Below are 7,349 nucleotides of genomic sequence, written 5' to 3'. Positions count from 1 at the left end.
CTCCCCCACTCCCCACAAAGCTATGCAAACAAATAAACCCCGTGACGTTCAGGTTCTCCCGATTGGTACAGATACAACAGTAATGCGATCGCGCAGTTGGACTAGGCTAAGATTTGAAATTGAATATGCCCTAGCCAAAGGTACAACTGCGAATTCTTATTTAATTCAAGGCGATAAAACCGCTCTAATCGATCCTCCGGGAGAAACCTTTACAGAAATTTATCTGCAAGCGTTGCAACAGCGGTTTAATATCAAAGATATTGATTATGTGATTCTCGGTCATATTAATCCCAATCGCGCCGCAACTATCAAAGCTTTATTAGAACTTGCACCGCAGATAACTTTTGTTTGTTCTAATCCGGGAGCGATAAATCTGCGTGCAGCGCTGGAAAATCAAGATTTGCCAATTCTCGTCAAACGCGGTGAAGAAACTATCGATTTAGGCAAAGGTCATCACCTAGAATTTATTCCTACCCCCAATCCCCGCTACCCAGATCAACTTTGCACCTACGATCCGCAAACGGAAATTCTTTACTCAGATAAGCTATTTGGAGCGCATATCTGCGGCGATCAAGTTTTTGATGAAGGTTGGGAGACAATTAACGAAGACAGGCGCTATTATTTTGATTGTCTCATGGCTCCTCATGCGCGTCAAGTGGAAACAGCGCTGGATAAACTTTCCGATTTACCCGCTCGTTTGTATGCTACCGGACACGGACCTTTGGTGCGTTACGGTTTAATTGAATTAACACATGCTTATCGCCAATGGAGTCGGCAGCAAACATCTGCGGATACCACAGTCGCGTTGATTTATGCTTCTGCCTATGGAAATACAACGACTTTGGCTTCTGCGATCGCTCGCGGCATCACCAAAGCCGGCGTCAGTGTAGAATCAATTAACTGCGAATTTGCTGACCCCGAAGAAATCCGTGCTGCTGTAGAAAAAGCCTCAGGCTTTGTCATCGGTTCCCCTACCCTTGGTGGACACGCACCAACCCCCGTACAAACAGCTTTAGGGATTGTTCTTTCCACCGCTACTAACAACAAACTCGCTGGTGTCTTTGGTTCCTATGGCTGGAGTGGTGAAGCAGTTGATTTAATCGAAAGCAAATTAAAAGACGCTGGTTATCGCTTTGGATTTGACACCATCCGTGTCAAATTCAAACCCAACGAAGTCACCTTACAAACCTGCGAAGAAGCTGGAACCGACTTTGCCCAAGCGTTAAAAAGAGTGAATAAAGTTCGGGCACCACGCACTCAAGCTGCCAGCAACGTTGAACAAGCGGTTGGTCGAATTATCGGTTCTCTGTGTGTGGTGACAGCCAAGCAAGGTGGTGTATCTAGTGGAATGCTAGCATCTTGGGTATCTCAAGCAAGCTTTAATCCCCCAGGTTTAACAATTGCTGTAGCCAAAGACCGGGCAATGGAACCGCTGACGCACTCAGGCAACCAATTTGTTGTTAACATTTTAGCTGAAGGCAAAGAACTGCGAAAGCACTTCATGAAATCCTTCACCCCAGGACAAGACCGATTTGCCGGTATAGAAACTGAAGAAGCCAGCAACGGTTGTCCCATACTTTCAGGCGCTTTATCATACCTTGAATGCTCCGTGCAAACCCGGATGGAAGCTGGGGATCACTGGTTGGTTTATGCAAGTGTGGATAACGGCAAAGTGTTAAATCAAGATGCTGTAACCGCCGTGCATCATCGTAAATCGGGAAGTCATTATTAATACACATGAAGCAACATACCGCCATCACCCTAGAAGGGTGTGGCTAAACGAACCAAGCCCGCCTTCGCGGACTAGAATTTCATAGCCCGCGAAGGCGGGGTTCGTTTGTATAGCCCCAGGCTTCCAGCCTGAGGGCGTGCTAGAATTTCATAGCCCGCGAAGGCGGGGTTCGTTTGTATAGCCCCAGGCTTCCAGCCTGAGGGCGAAAGCGTGCCGCGAACAATTCACACCAACGGTATTCACACATATTGTAAAGACGTTCCGCCGGAACGTCTCTACAAGGATTGCTATATATGAATAATCAAAGCAATTCACTGCTATACCCAAAGGTAGTTCGATGAATACAATTGTGCTAAATCTAGAACCGATTGTTCACCTTACAGATGAGCAATTTTATCAACTTTGCACCGCAAATCGAGAGTTGAATCTGGAATTGAATGCAAAAGGAGAATTAATTATTGTGTCACCAGTGGGAGGAGAAAGCGGAAATCAAGAAGCGGATTTCATTACAGACTTAGGAATCTGGAACCGTCAAACCAGATTGGGAAAGGTTTTCAGTTCCTCGACTATTTTTCGGCTTGGGAATGGAGCAAAGCGATCGCTCTTTGGCAGCTTGGGTAAAATTAGTAACGATGGGAAGCGCTGACTCCAGATGAACGCAAAAAATTCCCTCCCATCATACCAGATTTTGTCATAGAACTGCGTTCCCAAAGCGATCGCCTCCGACAAGTGCAAGATAAGATGCAAGAGTATCTCGAAAATGGTTTGCCTTTAGGTTGGTTGATTAATTTTCAAGATCAGCAAGTCGAGATTTATCGAGAAAATCAACCTGTAGAAATAGTTCAACTCCCAGGGGTACTTAGGGGTGAAGAGGTTTTACCTGGTTTTGAACTACAATTAGAATTGCCAAGTTATATTATGTCCGTTTAATTGACATTAATAAAAAAATCCGAAATCCTTGATTAGACGTAGCTAGCTTACGTCTCTACATCATATGTAATCTACCGGAGACGATATTACATCATGGCATTATCTAAACTAAATGACGTATATCTTAGGGTTGTAGTAAATTATGCAAAAATTCCCTAGTCTAATTGTATCAACATAAAGCATAGGGAAAAAAATTATATGACAACCAACGTTTCTGGTGATGTCAAAAAGAATATCAATAGATCGCTAATAATTGGCGTTCTTTTAATTGTTTTAGGAATTGTAGCGATCGCTTTACCTTCTGTCTCGACAATTTTCGCTGAGACTTGGTTTGCCTTGATTCTCATCTCTTCGGGATTTGCCAAACTAGTCTACGCTACTGAAACTCGCGATCGAGGAGGCTTTGTTTGGAAGCTTTTATTGAGCGGACTTTACATTGCCACAGGTATAATGTTGTTTGTTTACCCTCTCAATGGTATTCTCACACTAACTTTGTTGTTAGGTAGCTTTTTGTTAACCGAAGGTGTATTCGAGCTAATCCTTGCCTTCCGCTTGCGTCCGCAACAAAACTGGACTTGGGTACTTGGTAATGGTATCATCACTTTGATATTAGGCGCAATGATTTGGTTTCAGTTTCCCTTTAATGCACCTTGGTTGATTGGTACACTTGTCGGTGTCAGCATTCTCTTCACGGGTATTTCTCGTGTAGGTTTGTCATTGAATGCACGTTCTGCCTTCAATCAATCTGAAGCTACAAGCGCTTAATTTTTTCGTAGTAAGCGATTCATCGCTTAATGTCAAAGACTAAACACATTACGAGTAGAGACGTTCCACGCTCTACGTCTCTACAAGGATTTCGGATTTTTTTATTAATGTCAATTAAACGGACATAATATCATCGCTTAATGTCAAAGACTAAACACATTACGAGTAGAGACGTTCCACGCTCTACGTCTTTATTCAAGATGAGGACTTCAGTCCTCACTACGTTAATCAATTCTCTTTTCTAAATATTGACCAATCATCAATTGTTCACCCGCACGAGAGATAATTGATTGACGAGTGCGGTATTTTTCACCAATTAGCTTTAACTCTTCCTCGAATACTGAATTGTTGTACTCGGTTCGCAAACATAAAGTTTTCGGGTTGGGGAAATAATATTGTGCGGTAACTGGTTTGGAAGTCGCAAAACCGCGATCGCGATATAAAATACTTCCTAAAACACCAAACAAAGTTGAACCTTTAGATTCCTTTTTTCCCGTCACTGAATCTGTATCCCAACTGACGTGGGTACCGCAAATTAAACTTGCGATATCTGGCAAATTATGCATATGAGCTAGTTTTTGCAACTCGTCAGATCCAGGCTTTAAAAAACGGATAGTAATTATACTCACCATCTCCTTTGTTTCTCCCTCCGGAAGAGTATAATAGCGCCGTTCTGAACGCCACTGTCCCACCGATTCGGTAAAAAACTCTATAATCTGGGATTCATCAGCAGTTTGTGCAAAATACAGCGGTGATGTCACAGGTTGCCTTCCTCACGCAATGTCAATGTACAATCTGGTCTCAAATACCAGATTATTTCACTTTTCTTAATATAAACGTTATTTTCTCAAAATTACCGATAGTTTCGCTACAATGCGAGAAATAAAAATTTTCTACTGTTTTAAGCCAAAAGATAGAAGTGAAAAAAGTCACGAATCAGTAGTTAGAGTTTTATAACTAGGGGCAGAGTAAAGCTTAGTTAAAAAATCTTTATAATCAGCCAGTAAATGCATAAATTAATCTAGAATCTATTTCTTCTAGAGCAAATAAAAATATGTATTGTTTAAGACATTGTTTTGCGAAAAAGCAGTAATTTATCGTATTAAATAAATTACGATAGCAGACTTATGCTTTCTTACCTTTTTTTATAAGTGATATATATCAAGATTACTTGGTAATGAACGGCTGTTTGAAGCTAAAACCGCCTTAAAATAAGCGAAAAAATTGATTTTGGACAAAAATATGCCGTATAACTACACAAGGAGACAAGGAGATAAAGAGATAACTTTTTCTTTCCGTTCCCCCGTATCCTCATCTATCGGATTAATTGCCTGTGTGTTAGGAATAGGACCGTTAACGATGAGTTGCGGCTTACTTCCCAAAGAGTCGGCTGAAGCGGAATCTCAGCGTAGTGGTAAAGAACAACGTAATAATGCAACGGCAGTAGATGTAGCGATCGCTCGATCTGGTTTGCTGCGACAAGAACCGCTATATACAGGCACTACCAATGCATTTCGGGTTGTCTCGTTGCGATCGCAAGTCGAAGGGCGACTTTTAGCTTTAAATGTAGATATGGGCAATGCCGTCAAAGGCGGGCAAGTCATCGGACAATTAGATGATGCCTTATTATTAACAGCACTAAAGCAAGCAGAAGCAGAATTAGCATCTTTAAAATCAGAAGTAGCAAGAGCGAGAACTCTCATAAGTAATGCCCGTGCAGAAGTAGAACAAGCGCGACTACAAGTAGTACAAGCTCAAGCAGACTCACAACGGCAACAGAAGCTATTAAAAGAAGGAGCGATCGCTCTACAATCCGCCGAACAATCACAAACACAAGCGCGAACTGCTACTCAGGCTCTCCGTGCAGCTACTGAGCAAGTCAGCACAGAACAGCAAGCCGTTGCCGCTGCCCAAGGTAGAGTCGTTGCTCAACAAGCACTAGTTGCCGAAGCTAAAGAGCGTCGTTCTTATGCAAAACTGACATCTCCCATCGCCGGTGTAATCACCGAAAAAGTCACAGAACCGGGCAACCTTCTTCAGCCTGGGAACGAAATCTTGAAAATAGGCGATTTTAGCCGTGTGAAAGTCATCGTTCAAGTTTCGGAATTAGAACTAGGAAAAATTCAACTAGGACAATCTGTACAAGTCAGCTTAGATGCCTTCCCAAATAAAAAATATACTGGTCGAGTAATACGTATTTCCCCAGCTGCCGATACAACATCTCGCTTAGTACCAGTTGAGGTGGAGATTCCCAACACCGATGGCAAAATTGGCAGCGGATTGCTAGCGCGGGTGAATTTTCAAAGCAGCGCACAACAGCGAGTAGTCATACCCCAAACAGCAATTCAGCAACCTAGCGGTGGGGTTTCCTCCCCTTCTCCCACCGACAGAGAAACCCCAAATCGCAATGGCACAGTATTTGTCATAAATAACACAGACGGGAAACCGAAAGTGACATCTAAATCTGTGACCCTTGGAGAAAAAGCCGACAGCAAAGTAGAAATTTTATCCGGCTTACAACCAGGAGAATCCTTTGTAGTGCGGAGTGGTAAGCCGTTAAAAGATGGGCAAGATGTGCGGATTTCGATTATTTCCGAGAAACCAGAATCAAGCCCGAAGCCGAATTAAAAATTAAAAAGGAGTTGCATATTTCCAAAATGATGAATGCAATCTACGTCGATAAATTTAACGTATTGTAGAGACGTTCCGGCGGAACGTCTTTACGATTCATCCCAACATATTGTAGAGACGTTCCAGCAAAACGTCTCTACGATTCATCCCAACGTATTGTAGAGACGTTCCAGCAAAACGTCTCTACGATTCATCCCAACGTATTGTAGAGACGTTCCGGACCGAACGTCTTTACGATTCATCCCAACGTATTGTAGAGACGTTCCGGACCGAACGTCTTTACGATTCATCCCAACGTATTGTAGAGACGTTCGGTCCCAACGTCTTTACGATTCATCCCAACGTATTGTAGAGACGTTCCAGAAAAACGTCTTTACGATTCATCCCAACGTATTGTAGAGACGTTCCGGACCGAACGTCTTTACGATTCATCCCAACGTATTGTAGAGACGTTCCAGAAAAACGTCTTTACGATTCATCCCACAATTATCCAACGCGATAAAAAATATTTTGAATTGGAGGGGAGCGACAGATGCAGCAAACTAAAGGAAGCGGATTTAGTATTAGCGCGATCGCTATCCGTCAACATATCGGCACACTCATGCTCACCCTAGCAGTGATTGTCATGGGGATATACTTTATGACAACCATCCAAGTGGATCTTCTACCGGCAATTACCTACCCGCGAATCGGTGTGCGTTTAGAAGCACCCGGCATTTCCCCAGAAGTAGCAGTAGATGAAATCACCAGACCCCTAGAAGAAGCTTTATCGGCAACCGAGAATGTAGTACAAGTTTTTTCCCGCACCCGTGAAGGACAAGTCAGCCTCGATTTATACTTTGAACCCGGAGGCGATATTGACCAGGCTCTCAACGATGCTACCGCAGCTTTTAACCGAAGCAGAGGACAGTTACCAGACACAATTGAAGAGCCACGCTTATTTAAAGTCGATCCCTCACAACTACCAATTTACGAATTAGCACTGACATCTACCTCACTTCAAGGTAAAGACTTACGTGTATTTGCCGATGAAGAATTATCGCGGGAACTCAGCGTTGTACCGGGAGTTGCCGCAGTTGATATATCTGGTGCGGCAGAAGAAGAAGTGCGCGTCTTAGTTGACTTAAGCCGCTTACAAGCATTAAATATTGGCTTAACCGATGTACTCAATGAACTAACAGAGCGTAACCAAGATACTTCTGGTGGTCGGATTTTGGGGCAGAATTCCGAGCCGTTAACCCGCACCGTCGGCAGATTTCGAGATGCTAAGGAGATAGAAAACCTCTCGATT

At 43.1% G+C, this 7,349-nt stretch carries 5 protein-coding genes and 1 pseudogene; 5 read left to right on the top strand and 1 reads right to left on the bottom strand.

The window, feature by feature from the left end; all coding sequences use genetic code 11:
- The first annotated feature begins 22 nt into the window (after positions 1 to 22).
- The 3 genes and pseudogenes from OGM63_RS03615 to OGM63_RS03605 all read left to right on the top strand — a co-directional run bounded on the left by OGM63_RS03615 (position 23) and on the right by OGM63_RS03605 (position 3,427).
- Positions 23 to 1,732 (top strand): diflavin flavoprotein, encoded by a 1,710-nt coding sequence (locus tag OGM63_RS03615; protein ID WP_263744141.1) that lies wholly within the window; start codon positions 23 to 25, stop codon positions 1,730 to 1,732.
- Between the two features lie 337 nt (positions 1,733 to 2,069).
- Positions 2,070 to 2,662 (top strand): annotated as a pseudogene (locus tag OGM63_RS03610) (Uma2 family endonuclease).
- Positions 2,663 to 2,860: 198 nt separating this feature from the next.
- On the top strand, positions 2,861 to 3,427 hold the full coding sequence (locus OGM63_RS03605; RefSeq protein WP_263744140.1) for an HdeD family acid-resistance protein: 567 nt from the start codon (positions 2,861 to 2,863) through the stop codon (positions 3,425 to 3,427).
- Positions 3,428 to 3,651: 224 nt separating this feature from the next.
- On the opposite strand, the gene OGM63_RS03600 is transcribed toward OGM63_RS03605, so the two are convergent.
- On the bottom strand, positions 3,652 to 4,188 hold the full coding sequence (locus tag OGM63_RS03600; RefSeq protein ID WP_263744139.1) for a phycobiliprotein lyase: 537 nt from the start codon (positions 4,186 to 4,188) through the stop codon (positions 3,652 to 3,654).
- Positions 4,189 to 4,669: 481 nt separating this feature from the next.
- Between OGM63_RS03600 and OGM63_RS03595 the strand changes: the two genes are divergently transcribed.
- On the top strand, positions 4,670 to 6,055 hold the full coding sequence (locus OGM63_RS03595) for an efflux RND transporter periplasmic adaptor subunit (RefSeq protein ID WP_263744138.1): 1,386 nt from the start codon (positions 4,670 to 4,672) through the stop codon (positions 6,053 to 6,055).
- 535 nt (positions 6,056 to 6,590) lie between these two features.
- Positions 6,591 to 7,349 (top strand): efflux RND transporter permease subunit (locus OGM63_RS03590; RefSeq protein ID WP_263744137.1); only part of this gene is annotated, 759 nt, incomplete at its 3' end.

The organism is Plectonema radiosum NIES-515, assembly GCF_025753815.1.
In the GTDB taxonomy this organism is placed as follows: Bacteria; Cyanobacteriota; Cyanobacteriia; order Cyanobacteriales; family Nostocaceae; genus Hassallia; species Hassallia radiosum_A.
The sequence above is the reverse complement of the archived record's forward strand: the minus strand, read 5'-3'. Positions and strand labels throughout refer to the sequence as shown.